This is a genomic window from Pedobacter frigoris, assembly GCF_005116445.1.
In the GTDB taxonomy this organism is placed as follows: domain Bacteria; phylum Bacteroidota; class Bacteroidia; order Sphingobacteriales; family Sphingobacteriaceae; genus Pedobacter; species Pedobacter frigoris.
This window is the reverse complement of the sequence record NZ_SWBQ01000002.1, coordinates 201,606-222,150: the sequence shown is the minus strand read 5'-3', so window position 1 is coordinate 222,150 and position 20,545 is coordinate 201,606. Positions and strand designations below refer to the sequence as shown.

Annotated in this window: 18 protein-coding genes and 5 tRNA genes; 21 read left to right on the top strand and 2 right to left on the bottom strand. The window is 39.3% G+C overall.

Features of this window, described 5'->3' with window-relative positions:
- The first annotated feature begins 79 nt into the window (after window positions 1-79).
- From FA047_RS07380 to FA047_RS07370, 3 genes are all read left to right on the top strand, one after another.
- Complete coding sequence (locus FA047_RS07380) at window positions 80-1,012, top strand: ComEA family DNA-binding protein (RefSeq protein WP_136835343.1); 933 nt, start codon at window positions 80-82, stop codon at window positions 1,010-1,012.
- Between the two features lie 8 nt (window positions 1,013-1,020).
- Window positions 1,021-1,548, top strand: a complete 528-nt coding sequence (locus tag FA047_RS07375; RefSeq protein WP_136835342.1) for an adenine phosphoribosyltransferase — start codon at window positions 1,021-1,023, stop codon at window positions 1,546-1,548.
- Between the two features lie 163 nt (window positions 1,549-1,711).
- The gene (locus FA047_RS07370; protein ID WP_136835341.1) at window positions 1,712-2,449 is read left to right on the top strand and encodes a response regulator transcription factor; all 738 of its coding nucleotides are present in this window, start codon (window positions 1,712-1,714) and stop codon (window positions 2,447-2,449) included.
- 13 nt (window positions 2,450-2,462) lie between these two features.
- Here FA047_RS07370 and FA047_RS07365 read toward each other — a convergent pair whose 3' ends face one another.
- Window positions 2,463-3,500, bottom strand: coding sequence for a P-loop NTPase family protein (locus FA047_RS07365; RefSeq protein WP_136835340.1), 1,038 nt, complete (start codon window positions 3,498-3,500; stop codon window positions 2,463-2,465).
- A 199-nt stretch (window positions 3,501-3,699) separates the two neighbouring features.
- On the opposite strand from FA047_RS07365, the gene FA047_RS07360 reads away from it, so the two are divergent.
- The gene (locus FA047_RS07360) at window positions 3,700-4,872 is read left to right on the top strand and encodes an acyl-CoA dehydrogenase (RefSeq protein WP_136835339.1); all 1,173 of its coding nucleotides are present in this window, start codon (window positions 3,700-3,702) and stop codon (window positions 4,870-4,872) included.
- An 80-nt stretch (window positions 4,873-4,952) separates the two neighbouring features.
- Here FA047_RS07360 and FA047_RS07355 read toward each other — a convergent pair whose 3' ends face one another.
- A complete protein-coding gene (locus FA047_RS07355) occupies window positions 4,953-5,324 on the bottom strand; it encodes a hypothetical protein (RefSeq protein WP_136835338.1) in 372 nt (123 codons plus the stop codon).
- A 155-nt stretch (window positions 5,325-5,479) separates the two neighbouring features.
- On the opposite strand from FA047_RS07355, the gene rpsU reads away from it, so the two are divergent.
- The 17 genes from rpsU to rpoC all read left to right on the top strand — a co-directional run bounded on the left by rpsU (window position 5,480) and on the right by rpoC (window position 20,545).
- A complete protein-coding gene (gene rpsU, locus FA047_RS07350; RefSeq protein WP_012781007.1) occupies window positions 5,480-5,674 on the top strand; it encodes a 30S ribosomal protein S21 in 195 nt (64 codons plus the stop codon).
- Between the two features lie 131 nt (window positions 5,675-5,805).
- Window positions 5,806-6,690, top strand: coding sequence for a tyrosine-type recombinase/integrase (locus FA047_RS07345; protein ID WP_136835337.1), 885 nt, complete (start codon window positions 5,806-5,808; stop codon window positions 6,688-6,690).
- 16 nt (window positions 6,691-6,706) lie between these two features.
- Window positions 6,707-7,054, top strand: coding sequence for a ribosome hibernation-promoting factor, HPF/YfiA family (hpf, locus tag FA047_RS07340; RefSeq protein WP_136835336.1), 348 nt, complete (start codon window positions 6,707-6,709; stop codon window positions 7,052-7,054).
- A 207-nt stretch (window positions 7,055-7,261) separates the two neighbouring features.
- Window positions 7,262-7,334, top strand: a tRNA-Thr gene (locus FA047_RS07335).
- Window positions 7,335-7,341: 7 nt separating this feature from the next.
- A tRNA-Tyr gene (locus FA047_RS07330) sits at window positions 7,342-7,424 on the top strand.
- A gap of 88 nt (window positions 7,425-7,512) precedes the next feature.
- A tRNA-Gly gene (locus tag FA047_RS07325) sits at window positions 7,513-7,585 on the top strand.
- Window positions 7,586-7,668: 83 nt separating this feature from the next.
- Window positions 7,669-7,740: transfer RNA gene (locus tag FA047_RS07320), tRNA-Thr, on the top strand.
- A gap of 119 nt (window positions 7,741-7,859) precedes the next feature.
- Window positions 7,860-9,047, top strand: coding sequence for an elongation factor Tu (gene tuf, locus FA047_RS07315; RefSeq protein WP_136835335.1), 1,188 nt, complete (start codon window positions 7,860-7,862; stop codon window positions 9,045-9,047).
- A 133-nt stretch (window positions 9,048-9,180) separates the two neighbouring features.
- Window positions 9,181-9,251: transfer RNA gene (locus FA047_RS07310), tRNA-Trp, on the top strand.
- 13 nt (window positions 9,252-9,264) lie between these two features.
- Window positions 9,265-9,462 carry a preprotein translocase subunit SecE gene (gene secE / locus FA047_RS07305; RefSeq protein WP_108206554.1) on the top strand — a complete coding sequence of 66 codons (198 nt, stop codon included), beginning with the start codon at window positions 9,265-9,267 and terminating at the stop codon, window positions 9,460-9,462.
- Between the two features lie 10 nt (window positions 9,463-9,472).
- Entirely contained in the window at window positions 9,473-10,015 is a 543-nt protein-coding gene (gene nusG / locus FA047_RS07300) for a transcription termination/antitermination protein NusG (RefSeq protein WP_136835334.1), read from the top strand.
- 69 nt (window positions 10,016-10,084) lie between these two features.
- Window positions 10,085-10,528 (top strand): 50S ribosomal protein L11, encoded by a 444-nt coding sequence (gene rplK, locus FA047_RS07295; RefSeq protein ID WP_037443979.1) that lies wholly within the window; start codon window positions 10,085-10,087, stop codon window positions 10,526-10,528.
- Window positions 10,529-10,551: 23 nt separating this feature from the next.
- Window positions 10,552-11,250, top strand: a complete 699-nt coding sequence (gene rplA / locus FA047_RS07290; protein ID WP_136836028.1) for a 50S ribosomal protein L1 — start codon at window positions 10,552-10,554, stop codon at window positions 11,248-11,250.
- Window positions 11,251-11,252: 2 nt separating this feature from the next.
- Window positions 11,253-11,774, top strand: coding sequence for a 50S ribosomal protein L10 (gene rplJ / locus FA047_RS07285; RefSeq protein WP_136835333.1), 522 nt, complete (start codon window positions 11,253-11,255; stop codon window positions 11,772-11,774).
- Between the two features lie 62 nt (window positions 11,775-11,836).
- On the top strand, window positions 11,837-12,211 hold the full coding sequence (gene rplL, locus FA047_RS07280; RefSeq protein ID WP_008243131.1) for a 50S ribosomal protein L7/L12: 375 nt from the start codon (window positions 11,837-11,839) through the stop codon (window positions 12,209-12,211).
- Window positions 12,212-12,365: 154 nt separating this feature from the next.
- A complete protein-coding gene (rpoB, locus tag FA047_RS07275) occupies window positions 12,366-16,169 on the top strand; it encodes a DNA-directed RNA polymerase subunit beta (protein WP_136835332.1) in 3,804 nt (1,267 codons plus the stop codon).
- An 89-nt stretch (window positions 16,170-16,258) separates the two neighbouring features.
- A complete protein-coding gene (gene rpoC / locus FA047_RS07270; RefSeq protein WP_136835331.1) occupies window positions 16,259-20,545 on the top strand; it encodes a DNA-directed RNA polymerase subunit beta' in 4,287 nt (1,428 codons plus the stop codon).

Below are 20,545 nucleotides of genomic sequence, written 5' to 3'. Positions count from 1 at the left end.
TCAAAAGTAAGGTTTATATTTTTATAACATAGATTGTAAATGTTAAAAATGATAGGCATAGCTTATTGAGTTGGTTATTTTGAAATATCTGAACGAGCTTCACGGCATGAAGAAATGGATGAATACTTATTTTGGTTTGAGCAAAGGGGAGTTTAACGGGATGCTCTTGCTCGTTGTTTTAATTGTAACGGCTGGTCTTATTCCTGACGGCTATAATTATTTAAAACGTGATGTTGCGGATGTAAATGTGCGGGAGGCGATCCGGAGATTGGAAATAAACGATGAAGAGCGCGAGAGGAGCGGAAGCTTTAAAGAAAATAGACCTGAAAAGAGAACAGGCGTTAAGAAAATTATTCCATTCTATTTTGATCCCAATACCATTGGGGTTAAAAAGTGGCAGCAATTGGGACTTTCAGAAAGGCAGGCAGCTGCGATATTGAAGTACCTTGCTAAGGGCGGACGTTTCAGAAAGCCGGACGACCTGCATAAAATGTATACTATTAGCGATCGGGTTTGTAAACTTATTTTACCTTATGTCCGCATAGCACCTGCTGAAGCAAAAATATATCCTGAAAAAGGAATATATAAAAAAGGTAATTATGTTAAGCCAATGCTGAAAATTATTGAGGTGAACGGGGCAGATAGCCTTGAGCTGGAAGAAATTAGAGGTGTGGGACCGGCCTTTGCAAAAAGGATTATTAGATACAGGGAAAGATTGGGCGGCTTTTATAAAAAGGAACAGTTGATGGAAGTTTTTGGACTGGATTCTTTGAAGTTTGAGGAGATCAGGGAACAAATAGCAGTAGACGATTTAAAATTGAAAAAGATCAATATCAACACAGCAGTATTTGAAGATTTTAAGCATCATCCTTATATAAGGTATAAACAAGTAAACGCGCTGATACAATATAGAAAACAACATGGAAATTATAGTAATATTGCAGACTTAAACAAGGTGGCCATTTTAGATCCTGAAACAATTGCCAGGCTGGCTCCTTATTTTACTTTTTAAGAGGTATTATGATCGCATCAAAAATAAAAGCAGCCGTACGGGATGTACATGATTTCCCAAAACAGGGGATAATATTTAAGGACATTACCCCTATATTGAAAGACCCGGGTTTGTGCAAAGAGATTACCACTGCTTTGGCAGAACAGCTTAGGGGTTTGGAAATTGATGTGGTGGCAGGTATTGAGAGCCGGGGATTTTTATTTGGTCCGTCATTGGCGCAACTCTTAGGTATTCCTTTTGTACCTATACGCAAAGCAGGGAAATTACCCTATAAAACCATTAGCCAGTCGTATGATCTTGAATATGGCAGTGCGACTATAGAGTGCCATGAAGATGCTTTGCTCGCAGGGCAAAAGGTATTGATTCATGACGATTTACTGGCTACGGGGGGTACGGTAGTTGCTGCGTCTAAACTGATCATGCAGCTGGGTGCAAGTGTAGCCGCATACTCTTTTATTATTTCCCTTGATTTTTTGAATGGCAGGCAAAGACTGGTGCCTTATGGAGATCAGGTGTTTTCTTTGGCAGACTACTAGATTATCAGGGCATTAATTGTCAATGCCTGATATATACACAATGCAAATAACGCAATTGCAATAAGTTTGAGAATAAGTTAGAAAAATTTAAATTTGCTGTAAAGCTATCGTGTTTTCGAGTGTTATCAACTGTGAAAATATTTAGTTTAATTGACGTATATCTATGAGCGAGAAGAAGAATTTTGGAGATTATTCCAGGAATTTCATCACTAATATCCCTGCAGATTTAGAAAGTGAGCAGGCTAAGTATTTCAGACAAACTATTCCCAAGTTTCCTGATGAAGCCATCTATATCTATTCGTTTAAGGAGAACAGGATGATATTTGCTCATGGCTGGGAAGAAGTGGTTGGTTATAAGGATGATGAGATTAATATGCTGGCTATTGTAAACATGTCGGCACCTGAATTTGCTCCGTTCTCCCATGATCTGAATGACAAAGCGCTTCAGTTTATCCACGGTAAAACAAAGAATCTCGAATCTTATAGCTTTACCATTGAATTGAAAAAAATCCATAAAAATGGTGTGCATGTGCCGATGATTGTAAGGGTTGGGGTTTTTAGCTCAGATAATGGCAGGATAGAATCGATTATTGGACGCTTTCAAATCAACCGTAGTTTGATTTTTGGTAAAGTAATGCGTTATGCAGCGTATGGCCCGGAAAAGGAAAAGTTTGAGGAAGAGCTGAATAAGATTCTATTTTATCATTTGGCTATATCTAATAAAGAAAAGGAAGCATTGTCGCTCGTGGCCAGAGGGTATTCGTTTAAAGAGATTGCACACGAACTGAATGTTTCTCATTCGGCAATTGAAAAGAGGATCATTCCGCTGTATAAACGCTTTAATGTGAAAAGCCTTACGCATCTGGTAAGTTTCGCTTATGACAACAATATACTGCCATAGTACTTGGATTGGGTCAATCGAGATCGATGGTAGTGATGTTGGATTTAGGTACCCCGATCTGTTGGAGCAGATTTTCCCATTTTTCTTCCAGTAGGTTTGTAGGGTCATCGCTTCCCATTACCCAAATGATGTTTTTTTCCTTGAGGTGTTGAATGTTATCCTGTCCACAATCTACATTGTTTAATATCTCATAGAATAGTTCTGTTGTGATGATATCACTTTTTACCGGTCTTCCCGGATTGATATCATCTATAACCAGCAAATTACAGTTGCGCCATGACCAAAGTCTATTCCATTGCGGAGGGTTAGATGTTTCGAAAAACAAGCTCAATAGTTTTACTGCAGTGAGGTAGCAGCAACAATTGTTTCTGATGGAAGCTTCAGTGGCGATACTTACAGACAAACTTGTTTTTCCACTGCCCCTGGATCCGAATATGAGCATGTGCCTGCCTTGTTCCTTATTGTCAAGGAAATTGAGTACAGCCGTTTTATGCTCATCTCTTATGTTTTGATTCCATTGGCTTAAGCGGAGCTGAAAGGGATACTCTGCATTTTGTAAATACATTTTTGTGGTATACCAATAATATGCAGGATAACCGACGAGGACAAGGAGCATGATTAGCGCAAGTAAAGCCTCGGGGTGATAACTGCAGATTAGACTTGCAGCCATGGCGCCTATCCCAAAGTAGATAATGTCGGTGGCGGTATCAAAAGCCAGGTTGAGCCATGATGGGGTAAATGTGTATTCGCCTTTGTTGAGTGCTTTGAGTTTGGTAGGTACTTTGAGCAATAGTGGTCCGAGGAAATTATAAACCTCGAAGAGCATCCAGGCAAGCCATACACCTAATGATGCCCAGAGTTCCGGATATTGCAATTCCGGCTTATCTTTGATAAAATGATATATAACGACCGTAGGAATAAAACCAAGCGAGAAATGGCCAAACTGATTGGCCAGCCAGGAATAAGTCAGCGTGACACCGCGGTAAGAATCTTTCCCTATTAAATCCTTTTTTAATTGCTGGATAATTTCACTTCTGGTAATGGTTTTCATTAAAAACTAAGTATTGTTTGGTTTTGGTCGTTAAAGCTAAAAAAAATAAAAAAACTTTTTGTAGGTATTTCACAGGCCTAAAATAAGGGGATAAGGTTAATGAACTAAATACCATTTCGTTCTACCAAAAAGCGAATTTCTAAGTGTGGTTCCTATTGTTTTTATTGTTTATAATTGCCTCAATTCAAACAATAAAACTATGTTGGAAACAATGGATGATTCTGTAGGATATAATTTTAGTATCTCGGAAAATCAGGAACTGATCAGAAAGATGGTGAAGGACTTCGCCGAAAAAAATATAAGACCGAATGTGATGGAATGGGATGAAGCTCAGCATTTTCCGGTAGCTGTTTTTAAAAAGCTAGGTGAGCTTGGGCTTATGGGGGTGCTGGTACCGGAAAATTATGGGGGATCTGGTTTTGGCTATCAGGAATATGTAGACGTAATTGTGGAGGTAGCTAAGGTATGTGGCTCAATAGGACTATCTGTGGCGGCGCATAATTCATTATGTACAGGACATATTCTGGCTTTTGCAAATGAAGAACAAAAACAGAAATGGCTTCCAAAACTGGCTACGGCAGAGTGGATCGGCGCATGGGGCCTTACTGAGGCAAACACCGGGTCAGATGCATTGAGGATGATGACCACAGCGGTTTTGGATGGAGATGAATATGTAATCAACGGAGCGAAGAACTGGATTACCCATGGTAAGACGGGAGATGTTGCGGTGGTAATGGTAAGAACGGGAGAGAAAGGTGACTCGAAAGGAATTTCAGCTATTGTGGTGGAACGCGGAACACCTGGCTTTTCTGCCGGGAAGAAAGAGAATAAATTAGGAATGAGAGCGTCAGAAACCACTGAGATGATTTTTGACAATTGCAGGGTGCCTAAGGAAAACCTTTTGGGAAATGAAGGAGACGGCTTCAAACAGGCGATGAAAGTATTGGATGGTGGGCGGATTTCTATTGCGGCTTTGTCGCTTGGAATTGCCAAAGGTGCTTACGAGGCAGCCGTAGCTTATGCGAAAGAGCGTCACCAGTTTGGACAACCGATTGCCAGTTTCCAGGGGATTAGTTTTAAATTGGCAGATATGGCCACAGAAATTGAAGCATCAGAATTGCTGATCAGACAGGCTGCAGATCTAAAGAACAGAGGTAAGGCCATGACGAAAGAATCGGCGATGGCGAAGTATTTTGCCTCGGAGGTAGCGGTGAGGGTATCAACAGATGCGGTACAAATTTTTGGGGGCTATGGTTATACTAAAGATTTTCCGGTAGAAAAATTCTATAGGGACAGTAAATTGTGTACTATTGGGGAAGGTACATCAGAAATACAAAAAATTGTTATTGCAAGAGAAGTTCTAAAAGATTAAATTAGAGCTGCAGACTAAACGAGAATATTCTAACCAAATATAAACTATAGATCCGATGCCTGTTGTGGGCATCGGATCTTTTACTTTATAGATATGATTTTGTCGACGATGAAAGGACTGTAGCCTCTCCATGGGAGCGTACTAATGTATTCTTTGTAATGAAGTTCAAATGTTTTTCCGCTGTTCATCATCATTTTCTCAGCTATGGCTTTATCTTCTACAGAAAATTCGAATTCATTGGACTGTATGTTGCCAGTCTGTTTGGAACGTATGCCACTCTGAATGAGTTTGCCTTCATAAGTTTTGAACAGATATCCTTTTCTTACGACGTAGTTTAATTCCCCAGCTTTGACGCCATCGCCGAATACAAAGAAATAGCGATAGTATAAAAATCCGCTGAGTAGTGCGATTAAGATTCCCAAGGCAATGTATAGCGGTTTTTTAGATTTCATATGATTTAATTAGTTGCTTAAAAATAAGTATAAATAGTGTGCCATGTATTTGATTTGGGTTAATTGTTAACTAATTTAAACTTATTGTTTTGATTATCAAATGAAAGCTATATCTTTGCAGTCCTAAAAACAACGAGAGGAGGTATTTTTACGTTATGATCATTATCAATATTAAAGACGGCGAATCACTAGATAAAGCCCTTAAACGTTTCAAAAAGAAATTTGAAAAAACAGGTGTGTTAAGAGAATTACGCAGTCGTCAGGCATACGAAAAGAAATCCGTAGCTCGTCGTACTCAGGTTAAACACGCGATTTATAAGCAAAATATGCAACTAGAAGGAACTATATAGTTCTGATAGTCTACATTATAGATTTTGAAGCGCCATCGATCATATCGGTGGCGCTTTTTTTGTGTAATAAAAAGAAATTGTTAATGTAATGTTTCGTATATTCACTTTATCGAGCAATACAAATAGTTTCTATGGCTGTTGACCAATTTCTAACATATCTGCAACACGAGAAGCGCTATTCTCCGCATACTGTACAGTCTTACAGAACAGACCTTCTTGAGTTTAGGGATTTTATGTCTCAAACATTTGAGTTGACACTCGCTGATGTGGTGTATGTGCATGTCCGGGATTTTATGGTGTGGTTGATGGAGAAGGGGAGTTCGGCGTCTACTGTGGGACGGAAACTGTCTTCGTTACGAAGTTTTTACAAACATCAGGTACGGGTAGGTGTTGTTCATGTAAACCCTATGGTGATGATTAAAGCACCCAAATTACCAAAGCGATTGCCTGTGTTTGTTGACGATCAGAAACTTGACCAGCTTTTGGATTCGGCGGAGATCTTTAATGACAGTTTTGCATCGGTGCGGGATAAGCTGATAATTGAAACGCTGTTTGGAACGGGAATCAGGCTGGCTGAATTGCTGGGTATGCGTGAGGCTGATATTAATTTTTATGAATCGAGTATCAGGATCCTGGGAAAAAGAAATAAAGAACGAATTGTTCCTGTTGGCGAACAGCTTGTGGTTCAGCTGAAAAACTATATTGAGCTAAAATCATTGCAAAATTTTGATAACAAAAGTGATGTATTGTTCGTTACAGATAAAGGAGCGGATGCGTATCCAAAATTAGTTCACAGAATTGTGGGGCGTTATTTGACATATATTTCGACACAGGACAAGAAGAGTCCGCACGTGTTACGTCATTCGTACGCTACAAGTTTGTTGAACAGGGGGGCGGATTTAAATGCGATAAAGGAGTTGTTGGGGCATGCCAGTCTGGCTGCTACCCAAGTTTATACTCATAATTCAGTAGAAAGACTAAAAACAATATATAAACAAGCCCATCCAAAGGCATAAAAAAGAGGAGGTAAATATGAAAATTACAGTTCAGTCGATCCATTTCAATGCAGACCAAAAATTGTTAGACTTCATTCAGAAGAAAGTAGATAAGTTAGATCAGTTTTTTGACCAGATTATAAGCGGGGAAGTTTATTTAAAGCTGGAGAATGTAGATGATGAGGCTAACAAGATCAGCGAGATCAAGCTGATTGTGCCTGGAGGTACAATGTTTGCGAAAGAGCAATGTAAATCGTTTGAAGAGGCCACAGATTTGGCGATAGAATCCTTAAGAAAGCAAATTACTAAACATAAAGATAAGACGAGAATAAAACTTAGTGAGCATAAAGCGCTTTTGAATGCTAATGAAGTGTCTGATTACTAGGGGACTATTTTTCGAGTTTCAAATATCAAGATTGACGGGACAGAATCCCGTCAATTTTTTTTTAAAATAATTTTGCATCGTATTTAAATTCGTGTACATTTGCATTCCGTTTCAGAGAGGTCGTTAGTCCAATACTAAAAACGGAAAGTTCTATGAAAGATTAATATTATAAAAATTCGTTACTTTAATTGGTAATGAACGATATAAGCCTCCTTAGCTCAGCTGGTAGAGCAACTGACTTGTAATCAGTAGGTCATTGGTTCGATTCCGATAGGAGGCTCTTTTTTGGGGAGATACCAGAGTGGCCAAATGGGACAGACTGTAACTCTGTTGTCGCAAGACTTCGAAGGTTCGAATCCTTCTCTCCCCACAAAAAGGATTTTAGATTGTAGATGTACGATTTTAGATTGAAGATTTTTCAATCGTATTTTGTAAATCTAAAAATCATAAATCAAGAAGCGGAAGTAGCTCAGTTGGTAGAGCGATAGCCTTCCAAGCTATAGGTCGCGAGTTCGAACCTCGTCTTCCGCTCAAAATGGAAAAAGGTGGGCAATCGGCACTGAAGGAAAAGTTTAACTGATGAGGTTAAATATGATTGCAAGCTGAGATTAAAAGCCGAAGTAGCTCAGCGGTAGAGCACTTCCTTGGTAAGGAAGAGGTCGTGGGTTCAAGTCCCATCTTTGGCTCAAAAAAATAAGATGCTTTGTTAAATCTGCGATATATCAGAGAGAACAAGGTTTTTTGTATTGAATTGTATCAAAACAATAAATAAATAAAAAGTTAACCTACTAATAAGTATAAAAACATGGCAAAAGAAAAGTTTGACCGCAGCAAGCCGCACTTAAACATCGGCACAATCGGTCACGTTGACCACGGTAAAACAACCTTAACAGCAGCTATCACTAAAGTGTTATCTGATGCTGGTTTATCTGAGGCGCGTTCATTTGATTCAATTGACTCTGCTCCAGAGGAAAAAGAAAGAGGTATCACTATTAACACAGCACACGTTGAGTATTCAACTGCTAACCGTCACTATGCACACGTTGACTGTCCAGGTCACGCGGATTACGTGAAAAACATGGTTACTGGTGCTGCGCAAATGGATGGAGCTATCATCGTTGTAGCTGCTACAGATGGTCCGATGCCACAAACTCGTGAGCACATTCTATTGGCTCGTCAGGTAGGTGTTCCTTCATTGGTTGTATTCATGAATAAAGTGGATATGGTTGATGATCCGGAATTGCTTGAATTAGTAGAGATGGAAGTTCGTGAATTGTTATCATTCTATGAATTCCCTGGTGATGATATCCCTGTTATTCAAGGTTCTGCTCTTGGTGGCTTGAACGGAGATCCTAAATGGGTTGGTAAAATCATGGAATTAATGGATGCTGTTGATAATTACATTCCAATTCCTCCACGTTTGACTGAGCTTCCATTCTTGATGCCTGTTGAGGACGTATTCTCGATCACTGGTCGTGGTACTGTTGCAACCGGACGTATTGAGCGTGGTGTAATCAACTCTGGAGATCCAGTTGAGATCTTGGGTATGGGTGCTGAGAACTTGAAATCTACTGTAACAGGTGTTGAGATGTTCCGTAAGATCCTTGATTATGGTGAAGCAGGAGATAACGTAGGTTTATTGTTACGTGGTATTGAGAAAACTGATATCCGTCGTGGTATGGTTATTTGCAAACCAGGTTCTGTAAATCCTCACACTGATTTCAAAGCTGAGATCTATGTATTGTCAAAAGCAGAAGGTGGACGTCACACTCCATTCTTTAACAAATACCGTCCTCAATTCTATTTCCGTACTACAGACGTAACTGGTGAGATTTCACTAGCTGAAGGAACTGAAATGGTTATGCCAGGTGATAACGTTACGATCACTGTTAAATTGATCAACGCAATTGCAATGGAAAAAGGTCTACGTTTCGCTATCCGTGAGGGTGGTAGAACAGTAGGTGCTGGACAGGTAACTGAAATTTTAAAATAAGTTCTTAGGTTTCCCGAAAGGGTTACCGGACAGTTTGAAATAAAAGAAGCAAAGTACTTAGGCTTTGATAGCTTAAGTACTTTGTTCTCTAACACCTAATTGTAATTCTCTTAGCAGAGGGTAATCAATACACACGGGAATAGTTCAATGGTAGAATAGAGGTCTCCAAAACCTTTGATCAGGGTTCGAATCCTTGTTCCCGTGCAAAAAATTAATTATGGCTAAAGTAGTTCAATTTGTTAAAGAATCGTATGAAGAAATGACCCAGAAGGTTACTTGGCCTACATGGGGAGAATTGCAAAATTCTGCGGTGCTGGTTTTGGTAGCTTCACTTATTATTGCATGTGTAATATTTGCAATGGATAAGGGATCTACTTTTGTTTTAGATACTTTTTATAAATCACTTTCTAATTAATATAGCTTAAATGAACGATCAGTTGAAATGGTATGTAGTTAGAGCTGTTAGCGGTAAAGAAAAGAAAGTAAAACAGTATATCGATTCTGAAATTAGCCGTTTAGGATTTTCTCATCTTGTTCCTCAGGTATTGATTCCTATGGAGAAATACTATCAGATGAAGGATGGGAAGAAGATTGCAAAAGAGCGCAATTTTTATCCTGGATATGTTTTGATTGAAGCTATTTTAGATGGAGAATTAGAGCACATTATTAAGAATGTTAATAGTGTGATTGGCTTTTTAGGAGATAAGGGTGGAAATCCTGTTCCTATGCGTCAGGCAGAAGTTAACCGCATTTTAGGTAAAGTTGATGAGATGAGCCAGCAGAGCGAAACCATGAACGTAGCTTATTATGTAGGCGAGAATATAAAAGTTATGGATGGGCCATTTAATGGTTTCACCGGCGTTATTGAAGAGGTTAACGAAGAGAAGAAAAAATTGAAGGTTATGGTTAAGATTTTCGGAAGAAAAACTCCATTGGAGCTTAACTATATGCAAGTAGAAAAAGAGTAGATAAAGATCTTAAATGTTACATGCTTCCACATTTTAACATTGAGTATTACAAATTAACAAAAACAGAAAATGGCAAAAGAAGTCAGTGCACTTGTTAAGTTACAGATCAAGGGTGGAGCTGCAAATCCATCGCCACCGGTAGGACCTGCGTTGGGTGCTAAGGGGGTGAACATAATGGAGTTTTGCAAGCAATTCAATGCTCGTACCCAAGATAAGCCCGGTAAAGTATTACCAGTTGTAATTACTGTTTATGCTGACAAGTCTTTCGAATTTATCATCAAAACTCCTCCGGTTGCAATCCAGTTAAAGGATGCTACTAAATTAGCGAGTGGTTCTGCTGAGCCCAACCGTAAGAAAGTTGGTTCGGTGACTTGGGATCAGGTTAAGTCAATTGCTGAAGATAAAATGACTGATTTAAATGCTTTCACTATCGAGTCGGCAATGAGTATGGTTGCCGGTACAGCACGCAGTATGGGAATCACCGTTAGCGGTGACGCACCTTGGACAAATTAATTAACAAAAAACAGTTTACAACAGTGGCTAAATTAACAAAAAATCAAAAAAAGGCACATGCTAAACTAGAATCTGGTAAAACGTATTCTTTAAAGGATGCGGCTGCTTTGGTTAAAGAGATTACTACAACTAAATTTGATGCATCGGTTGATATCGATGTTGCTTTGGGTGTAGATCCGCGTAAAGCGAATCAAATGGTTCGTGGTATCGCAACTTTACCACATGGTACAGGTAAAACTGTACGTGTTTTAGTTCTTTGTACTCCTGATAAGGAAGAAGAGGCTAAAGCTGCAGGAGCAGATTTCGTAGGTTTAGACGAATATGTAGCTAAGATTGAAGGTGGATGGACTGATGTTGACATTATTATCACTACTCCTGCTTGTATGGCAAAAGTAGGTAAACTGGGCCGCGTTTTGGGTCCACGTAACCTTATGCCAAACCCTAAATCAGGAACTGTTACTAACGAAGTTGGTAAAGCAGTTACTGACGTAAAAGGCGGTAAAATTGATTTTAAAGTTGACAAAACAGGTATTATTCATGCTTCAGTAGGAAAAGTATCATTCCCGGCGGAAAAAATATATGAAAATGCATTAGAAGTACTTCAAGTAATTTCTAAGCTAAAACCATCTGCTGCAAAAGGAACTTATTTTAAGAGCATTCATGTTTCTTCTACAATGAGTCCTGGAATTGCAATCGAAACTAAATCAGTAGCGGGGATCTAATTATGAACAGAGAAGAAAAACACGAAGTCGTTTCGGCTCTTCAAGTGAAGATGCAGGAATTCGGTAATTTTTACATTGCCGACACATCAAGCTTATCTGTTGAGAAAATAAACGGTATCCGTCGCAAATGTTTTGAAAGCGGGATTGAAATGCAGGTAGCTAAAAATACTTTGATCAGAAAAGCGATCGAAGGATTAGAAGGTGATGCATCAGAGATCTTTGTTGCGCTTAAAGGTCAGTCAGCATTATTGTTCTCAACAGTAGGTAATGGTCCAGCTAAGCTGATCAAAGCCTTGAGAAAAGGATCTGATAAACCAGTGCTTAAAGCAGCTTATATCGATTCAACAGTATTTGTTGGTGATAATCAATTAGATACTTTAGTGAGCTTGAAATCAAGAGAAGAGCTTATTGGAGATATCGTTGGATTATTACAATCACCAGCTAAAAATGTTATTTCGGCACTTAAGTCAAGCGGTGGCAAAATTGCAGGAATTGTTAAAACTCTACAAGAGAGAGAAGGTTAAGGAACACCTTATAAGTTCATATTAATAAATTATTTTACGTAAATTTTTAAAAATCTATAAAAATGGCAGATTTAAAAGCGTTTGCTGAGCAATTGGTAAACTTAACAGTTAAAGAAGTTAACGAATTAGCTCAAATCTTAAAAGACGAGTATGGTATTGAACCAGCTGCTGCTGCAGTTGCTGTTGCAGGTCCTGCTGGTGATGCTGCTCCTGCAGCTGAAGAGAAATCAACTTTTGATGTAATCTTAAAAGAAGCTGGTGGTCAGAAATTAGCAGTTGTTAAATTGGTAAAAGACTTAACTGGTTTAGGTTTGAAAGAAGCTAAAGATCTAGTTGACGGTGCACCTAAAGAATTAAAAGCTGGTGTTGCTAAAGACGAAGCTGAAGCTTTGAAAAAACAATTAGAAGAAGCTGGAGCTGTAGTTGAAATTAAGTAATCGCTTAATTTTAATATAACTTTAACCGTAGACTCCGACTGAATAGTCGGAGTCTATACCTGTTTATAAACATTTCATCTTGTTTGGTTGGTGAGATTGTTTAACGGCTAACCAAACAAATAGTTTATTCTTAAAGTAAATTAACTTTAGTCCATTGGCAAATAAAGTCGACCAAAGAGTAAATTTTGCACGTAGTAAGCATATCATAGATTACCCAGATTTTCTAGATGTGCAGTTGCAATCATTCAGAGAATTCTTTCAGATAGAAACAACTTCGGATAACCGTCATACTGAGGGATTATTTAAGGTGTTCGCTGAAAACTTCCCAATCACTGATTCCAGAAACATCTTTGTTTTGGAGTTCCTTGATTATTTTATTGACCCACCACGTTATGATATACCTGAGTGTATTGACCGTGGGTTAACTTATAGTGTTCCGTTGAAAGCAAAGCTTAAGCTTTCTTGTAACGATGCAGAACACGAAGATTTTGAAACCATCATTCAAGATGTATACCTGGGAACCATACCATATATGACTCCTAAGGGTACGTTTGTGATTAACGGTGCAGAGCGTGTGATTGTATCTCAATTGCACAGGTCTCCAGGAGTGTTCTTCGGTCAAAGCCGTCACACTAACGGAACTAAACTTTATTCTGCCCGTGTAATTCCTTTCAAAGGATCTTGGATCGAGTTTGCAACTGACGTAAATAATGTCATGTATGCATATATCGATCGTAAGAAAAAATTCCCGGTTACCACATTATTGCGTGCTATCGGTTATGATTCTGATAAAGACATCCTTGAATTGTTTGATCTTGCCGATGAGGTAAAGGTTAGCAAGTCAGGATTGAAGAAATATATCGGTCGTAAACTTGCTGCAAGGGTATTAAGAAAATGGGTTGAAGATTTTGTTGATGAAGATACCGGTGAGGTAGTTTCTATAGATCGTAACGAAGTAATCTTAGACAGGGATACCGTTTTAGAAGATGACCATATTGATATGATCATTGATGCTGGTGTTAAGACGATCATCTTATCAAAAGATGATGGTGCAAGCCAGGCTGATTATACCATTATATATAATACTTTACAAAAAGATACTTCTAACTCTGAGAAAGAGGCTGTTGAAAACATCTATCGTGCTTTGCGTAACGCAGAACCACCTGATGAGGAAACTGCAAGAGGTATCATTGAGCGTTTGTTCTTCTCGGATAAACGTTATGACTTAGGTGATGTGGGTAGATACCGTATCAACCGTAAGTTGAAAATGGATACCCCTGATCATGTAAAAGTTTTAACAAAAGCAGATATTATTGCGATTGTTAAATACCTGATCAAACTGATCAACTCTAAAGAAGAGGTGGATGATATTGATCACTTGTCGAATCGTCGTGTTCGTACAGTAGGTGAGCAATTGTACGCTCAATTTGGTGTTGGTTTAGCACGTATGGCTCGTACCATCCGTGAGCGTATGAACATTCGCGACAACGAGGTCTTTACTCCAACGGATTTGATCAATGCCCGTACTTTATCGTCGGTTATTAATTCATTTTTTGGTACCAACCAGCTGTCGCAGTTCATGGACCAGACTAACCCATTGGCTGAGATTACACACAAACGTCGTTTGTCAGCTTTAGGTCCAGGTGGTCTTTCACGTGAGCGTGCCGGTTTCGAGGTGCGTGACGTTCACTACACTCACTACGGTCGTTTATGTACCATTGAAACACCAGAGGGACCAAACATTGGTTTGATTTCTTCACTGTGTGTTCATGCTAAAATAAACAACTTAGGTTTCATTGAAACTCCTTATAAAAAAGTAGATAATGGTGTTGTGTCTGTAGACGAGCCTGTTATTTATCTTTCTGCTGAGGATGAAGATGGTAAAACAATTGCACAGGCGAATGCCGAGTATGATGATAAAGGTAATTTCACTACTCCTCGTGTTAAAGCACGTTATGAGGGTGACTTCCCGATCATTGAGCCAGAGAAACTGGACTTAATGGATGTGGCTCCGAATCAGATTACTTCAATTGCAGCTTCATTAATTCCTTTCCTTGAGCATGATGATGCGAACAGGGCATTGATGGGATCGAACATGCAACGTCAGGCCGTACCATTGTTGCGTCCTGAAGCTCCTATAGTTGGTACAGGTTTGGAAGGTCGCGTTGCACGTGACTCAAGAACACTGATCAATGCAGAAGGTGACGGTGTTGTTGAATATGTGGATGCTAATGAAATTACCATTAAATATGTTAGGAACGACGGAGATCGTTTGGTTTCTTTCGAAGGTGATAGCAAAACATACAAATTGATTAAGTTCAAAAAAACCAACCAGAATACTTGTATCAACTTGAAACCAATCGTTAAGAAAGGTCAGAAAGTAGTAAAAGGACAGGTACTTTGCGAGGGATATGCTACAGAAAATGGCGAGTTGGCGTTGGGAAGAAACTTAAAGGTTGCTTTCATGCCTTGGCAGGGATATAACTTTGAGGATGCGATCGTAATTAACGAGCGTATTGTCAGAGAAGATATCTTTACCTCTTTGCACATTGAAGAGTTTGAATTGGAAGTACGTGATACAAAACGCGGGGAAGAGGAATTGACACCAGATATCCCTAACGTTTCTGAAGAAGCTACTAAAGATTTAGATGAAAACGGTATCATCCGTATTGGAGCTGAGGTTAAGGAAGGTGATATCCTGATTGGTAAAATTACGCCTAAGGGAGAGTCCGATCCTTCACCGGAAGAGAAATTACTACGTGCGATATTTGGAGATAAAGCAGGTGATGTAAAAGATGCATCATTAAAAACTCCTCCATCTATTAAAGGTGTTGTAATTGATACTAAATTATTCTCAAGAGCTAAGAAAACTACTAAAGCTGAAGAAAAATCTGCGATAGAGAAGTTGGATAAGAGATATGAGATCGCTACTACAAATCTTAAGAACGAACTGGTAGATAAATTGTTCCAGATTGTAAATGGTAAAACCTCACAAGGTGTTTACAACGTTTACAAGGAATTGTTGTTCCCTAAAGGAGCTAAGTTTACGCAGAAAAGTTTAGCGGATTTGGAATATGCACACATCAACCCATACAAATGGACAACTGATGATGACAAAAATGATCAGATTAAGCTGTTGATACACAACTATGGTATCCGTGTGAACGAAGAACTGGGAGCGTATAAACGTGATAAATTTGCCATTAGTGTTGGTGATGAACTGCCATCTGGTATTGTACAAATGGCTAAAGTTTATGTGGCGAAAAAACGTAAATTAAAAGTAGGTGATAAGATGGCTGGACGTCACGGTAATAAGGGTATTGTTGCCCGTATTGTACGTGATGAAGATATGCCATTCTTAGAAGATGGAACTCCGGTTGATATCGTGTTGAACCCACTGGGTGTACCTTCACGTATGAACCTTGGACAGATCTACGAAACTGTATTGGCATGGGCCGGTAAAGAACTGGGTGTGAAATTCGCTACTCCGATCTTTGATGGTGCTAAGCACAATGAAGTTGAGGATTGGATCGCTAAAGCAGGATTACCAGCTTCGGGCCGTACTTATCTGAATAATGGTTTAACGGGTGAGAAATTTGACCAGCCGACAACAGTAGGTATTATTTACATGCTGAAATTGGGACACATGGTTGATGATAAGATGCACGCCCGTTCAATCGGACCATACTCATTAATTACACAACAACCATTGGGTGGTAAAGCCCAGTTTGGTGGTCAGCGTTTTGGTGAGATGGAGGTTTGGGCATTGGAGGCATTTGGTGCTGCCAATATTCTACAGGAGATATTAACTGTTAAGTCGGATGATGTTATCGGTAGAGCTAAAACTTACGAGGCCATTGTAAAAGGTGAGAATCTTCCTACACCTGGTGTACCAGAATCATTCAACGTATTGGTGCATGAGTTACGTGGATTAGGTTTAGATATTACGTTAGACTAATGTTGAAAGTTATTTCGTTGGAGTGTTTACAAGCTTGTCTGAAGGACACTCCAACTTTTTAAATTTTTCAACTTTCAAACAAAAGAGCTATGTCTTACAAAAAGGATAATAAATTAAAAAGCAATTTCACCTCGATTACCATTAGTTTGGCATCGCCGGAGGCTATTTTAGAGCGCTCAAGTGGTGAGGTGTTGAAACCTGAGACTATCAATTACCGTACTTACAAACCTGAGCGTGATGGTTTGTTTTGCGAACGTATTTTTGGTCCTGTAAAAGATTACGAATGTCATTGCGGTAAATACAAGCGTATCCGTTATAAAGGTATTGTTTGTGACCGTTGTGGTGTTGAGGTAACTGAAAAAAAAGTACGCAGAGAGCGTATGGGACACATCAATTTGGTGGTTCCTGTTGCGCACATCTGGTATTTCCGTTCATTACCAAATAAAATCGGTTACTTATTAGGTTTACCTACTAAGCGCTTAGACCTGATCATTTACTACGAACGTTATGTAGTAATTCAACCAGGATTAATGGCTGAAGAAGGTATTCAGTATATGGACTTCTTAACAGAAGAAGAGTATCTGGATATTTTAGATAAGTTACCTAAAGAGAACCAATATTTAGACGATAAAGACCCTAATAAATTTGTAGCCAAAATGGGTGCAGAGGCTTTAGAAGATTTGTTGAAACGTATTGATTTAGATACTTTATCATACAACCTGCGTCACCAGGCTGCAAACGAAACTTCTCAGCAACGTAAAAATGAGGCTTTAAAACGTCTTCAGGTTGTAGAGGCTTTCCGTGGTTCAAGAACACGTATAGAGAATAATCCTGAGTGGATGATCATCAAGATCGTTCCGGTTATTCCACCAGAATTACGTCCATTGGTTCCATTGGAAGGTGGTCGTTTTGCGACTTCTGACTTAAATGATCTTTACCGTCGTGTGATCATCCGTAACAACCGTTTGAAGCGTTTGATCGAGATCAAAGCTCCAGAGGTAATTTTGCGTAATGAGAAACGTATGTTACAGGAAGCTGTAGATTCGTTATTTGATAATTCACGTAAAGTTAATGCAGTAAAAACTGAAGGTAACCGTGCTTTGAAATCTCTTTCAGATATTTTGAAAGGTAAACAAGGTCGTTTCCGTCAGAACTTATTGGGTAAACGTGTGGATTATTCAGCACGTTCGGTAATTGTTGTAGGGCCAAACCTAAAATTACATGAATGCGGTTTGCCTAAAGATATGGCAGCTGAGTTGTTCAAACCATTCATCATTCGTAAGATGATTGAAAGGGGTATTGTTAAAACAGTAAAATCTGCGAAGAAAATTGTAGACAGGAAAGACCCTTTAGTTTGGGATATTCTTGAGAATGTTTTAAAAGGACACCCAGTATTGCTAAACCGTGCGCCTACGTTGCACAGATTGGGTATCCAGTCTTTCCAGCCTAAATTGGTTGAAGGTAAAGCGATCCAGTTGCACCCATTAGTTTGTACAGCATTCAACGCGGATTTTGACGGTGACCAGATGGCAGTTCACTTACCATTGGGTCATGCCGCAATATTAGAGGCGCAAGTATTGATGCTTGCTGCACACAACATTTTGAACCCTGCAAACGGAACTCCTATTACTGTACCTTCACAGGATATGGTTTTGGGTCTTTATTACATTACTAAAGGCCGCAGAACTGATGAAACCCGTGTAGTTAAAGGACAAGATTCGTTATTCTATTCTCCTGAAGAGGTGATCATTGCTTACAATGAGAAACAAATTGATCTTCACGCATTTATTAAAGTAAAGGTAAATGTGAAAGATGAGAATGGAAATATTGTAAATAGGCTAACAGAGACTACTGTTGGACGTGTTTTATTTAACCAGATGGTTCCGGAGGAAGTAGGATATATCAATGAGCTACTGACCAAAAAATCTCTTAGAGATATCATTGGTGAGGTAGTAAAGATCACTGGTATGGCACGTGCTTCTAAGTTCTTGGATGATATCAAAGAATTAGGATTCCAAATGGCCTTCAGAGGAGGTTTATCATTTAATTTACAAGATGTAAACATTCCTGTTGAGAAACATACACTATTACAACAGGCTTCTGCTGAGGTTGAAGAGGTAAGGAATAACTATAACATGGGATTCATTACCAACAACGAGCGTTACAATCAGATCATCGATATCTGGACTCGTATCAATAACCGTTTAACATCATTCGTGATGAACCAGTTATCGAGCGACAACCAAGGTTTCAACTCTGTGTATATGATGCTTGATTCAGGTGCCCGTGGTTCTAAAGAGCAGATTCGTCAGCTTTGCGGAATGAGGGGATTGATGGCCAAGCCTCAGAAATCGGGTTCAGGTGGCGAGATTATCGAAAACCCGATCTTATCTAACTTTAAAGAAGGATTGTCAGTTTTAGAATACTTTATCTCTACCCACGGTGCGCGTAAAGGTTTGGCAGATACGGCGTTAAAAACTGCAGATGCTGGTTACCTGACACGTCGTTTGCATGATGTGGCTCAGGATATGATCGTAAACTCTGAAGATTGTGGTACTTTGAGAGGTATGTATACTACTGCCCTTAAAGATAATGAGGATATCGTTGAACCATTATATGACAGAATCTTAGGTCGTATTTCACTGCATGACGTGTTCAATCCATTGGATGGAAAGCAACTTGTCGGCGCGGGAGAGGATATCACAGAAGAGATTGCAAAAGCAATTGAGGAATCACCTGTCGAAGGCGTAGAGATTCGTTCGGTATTGACCTGCGAAAATCAAAGAGGAGTTTGTGCATTGTGCTACGGACGTAACTTAGCTACTGGTAAACGCGTTCAAAAAGGAGAAGCTGTCGGTGTAATTGCTGCACAGTCGATCGGTGAGCCTGGTACACAGTTGACACTTCGTACATTCCACGTGGGTGGTACTGCATCTAACATTGCTGCAGAATCTCAGATCATTGCTAAGTTTGATGGTATCATCGAATTTGAAAATGTTCGTACCGTATCTACCAAGACTGAAGATGGCGAGACTCAAATTGTATTGGGCCGTTCAGGAGAGTTCAAGATTGTTGAGCCAGGTACTGGTAAAGTGATCATGACTAATAACATTCCTTACGGTTCATTCTTGTATGTTGAGGATGGTGCTAAAATCACTAAAGGAGACAGAATTTGTTCATGGGATCCATATAATGCTGTTATTATCTCGGAATTTGCAGGTAAGATCGAATTTGACGCAATCGTTGAGGGTGTTACCTTCCGTGAGGAATCAGATGAGCAAACTGGTCACCGTGAGAAAGTAATTATTGATACACGTGATAAAACTAAAAACCCTTCTGTAAAAGTTGTAGATAAAAAAGGAGAACTGATCAGAGGATATAACATCCCTGTTGGTGCCCACATCGCGATCGACGAAGGAGATATGGTTCAGACTGGTCAGATCTTAGTTAAGATACCTCGTGCAACTGGTAAAACAAGGGATATTACGGGTGGTTTACCACGTGTAACTGAATTGTTTGAGGCGCGTAATCCTTCTAATCCTGCTGTAGTAACAGAGATCGATGGTGTGGTAACTTTAGGTGGTGTGAAACGTGGTAACCGCGAGATCACTATTGAATCTAAAGACGGTGAAGTAAAAAAATATCTGGTTCCATTGTCTAAACACATCCTGGTACAGGATAATGACTTTGTAAAAGCTGGTATGCCATTGTCTGATGGTTCTATTTCACCTGCTGATATATTAGCAATTAAAGGCCCTGCTGCTGTACAAGAATACTTAGTGAATGGTATCCAAGAGGTTTACCGTTTACAAGGTGTAAAAATCAACGATAAACATTTCGAGGTTATTGTACACCAGATGATGCAGAAAGTACATATCGAAGATCCGGGAGATACCAGTTTCTTAGAGAACAATTCTGTAGACCGTTGGGACTTCATGATAGAGAATGATGAGATCTATGACAAGAAAGTTGTAGTTGAGGCCGGTGATTCAAACGCTGTAAAACCAGGTCAAATTCTTTCGTTACGTAAATTAAGAGATGAGAATTCTCAATTGAAACGTAAAGATCTGAAACAAATTGAGGTTCGTGATGCAAGGCCTGCAACAGCGAGTTCAATTCTGCAAGGTATTACACGTGCTTCATTGGGTACGAAATCATTTATCTCTGCGGCTTCATTCCAGGAGACAACAAAAGTATTGAACGAAGCAGCAATTGCTGGTAAACGTGACAATATGCTTGGATTAAAAGAAAACGTAATTGTTGGACACTTAATTCCTTCAGGTACAGGTGTACGTGGATATGAGCGTATCATTGTTGGTTCTCAGGAAGAATACGATAAGTTATTAGCTTCGAAACAAGAAGAAGTAGAAGCATAA